Origin of the sequence: Streptomyces sp. LS1784, from assembly GCF_020103755.1 — a bacterium.
Taxonomy (GTDB): Bacteria; Actinomycetota; Actinomycetes; order Streptomycetales; family Streptomycetaceae; genus Kitasatospora.
Genome location: NZ_JAHSQD010001112.1, coordinates 1 through 1,117, shown reverse-complemented (window position 1 = coordinate 1,117; position 1,117 = coordinate 1). Strand labels below are relative to the sequence as shown.

The window sequence follows — 1,117 nt, the reverse complement described above, 5'->3', positions numbered from 1 at the left end:
GCCCGGCGCACCCGGCGGCCCCGCCTGGCACACCCGGCGGGCCGGGGCGGGGCGCGCGGCCACCCCCTCCGGCCGGATCGCGGCTTGACGGGCCCTCGGCCCGGAAGGGGCGCCGATCATATGATGTGCGGCGAATCGTGGCCGGTCGGCGGCCCGTGAGGCGAGGGGGACCCGCGTGTTCGGCATCATCAGACCGTGCAGGCACCGATTGTCCGAGCACTTGCAGACCTCCTGGATGGCCCACCTGTGCGGGCTCTGCCTCGCGCTGCGGGACGACCACGGGCAGCTCGCCCGGACGGCGACCAACTACGACGGCCTGATCATCTCCGTACTGGTCGAGGCCCAGGCCGCCCGGGAGGACTCCTCCTGGCGCCGCACCGCCGGGCCGTGCCCGCTGCGCGGCATGCGGACCGCCTCCGTCGCCAAGGGAGAAGGCGCCCGGCTCGCCGCCGCCGTCTCGCTGGCGCTCGCCTCGGTCAAGATCCGTGACCACGTCGAGGACCGCGACGGAGTCTTCGCCCGCCGCCCGGTCGCCGTCGGGGCCCGTGCCGTCACCCGGCGCTGGGACCGGCAGAGCACGGGCAGCGCCTCGACCCTTGGCTTCGACACCGCCGTGCTGCTCGACGCGGCCCACCGGCAAGGCGAGTTGGAGCGCTCGCTGCGGCCCGGCGGGTCCGTCCTGCTGGTCACCGAACCCACCGAGACCGCCACCTCGGCCGCCTTCGCACACACCGCAGTGATCGCCGGACGCCCTGGCAACGCCGCCCCGCTCGCCGAAGCCGGGCGGCTGTTCGGCCGACTCGCCCACCTCCTCGACGCCGCCGAGGACCAGGCAGCCGACGCGGCCTCGGGCGCCTGGAACCCGCTGACCGCCACCGGGGCCGACCGCGCCGAGGCCGAACGGCTCTGCCGCGACGCCGTCCACGGCATTCGGCTCGCGCTGCGCGAGGTCGAACTGACCGACCGCGCCCTGGTGCACGTGCTGCTCGCGCACGAGACCGAGCGCGCGGTGGATCGGGTCTTCGGGCCGGCCCGGCACGGCGCGAGCTGCCGCCGCCCTGACGCGGCGGGCACCGCCACCGGCGAGCACCCGCACCAGGCGCCGCCGCGGGAGACC

1 protein-coding gene is annotated in these 1,117 nt (G+C 76.6%); it reads left to right on the top strand.

The annotated features are described in order from the left end of the window. Positions 1-175: 175 nt before the first annotated feature. Positions 176-1,117, top strand: a 942-nt coding sequence (locus KS423_RS46000) for a DUF5685 family protein (protein ID WP_224285590.1), incomplete at its 3' end; no start/stop codon positions are given.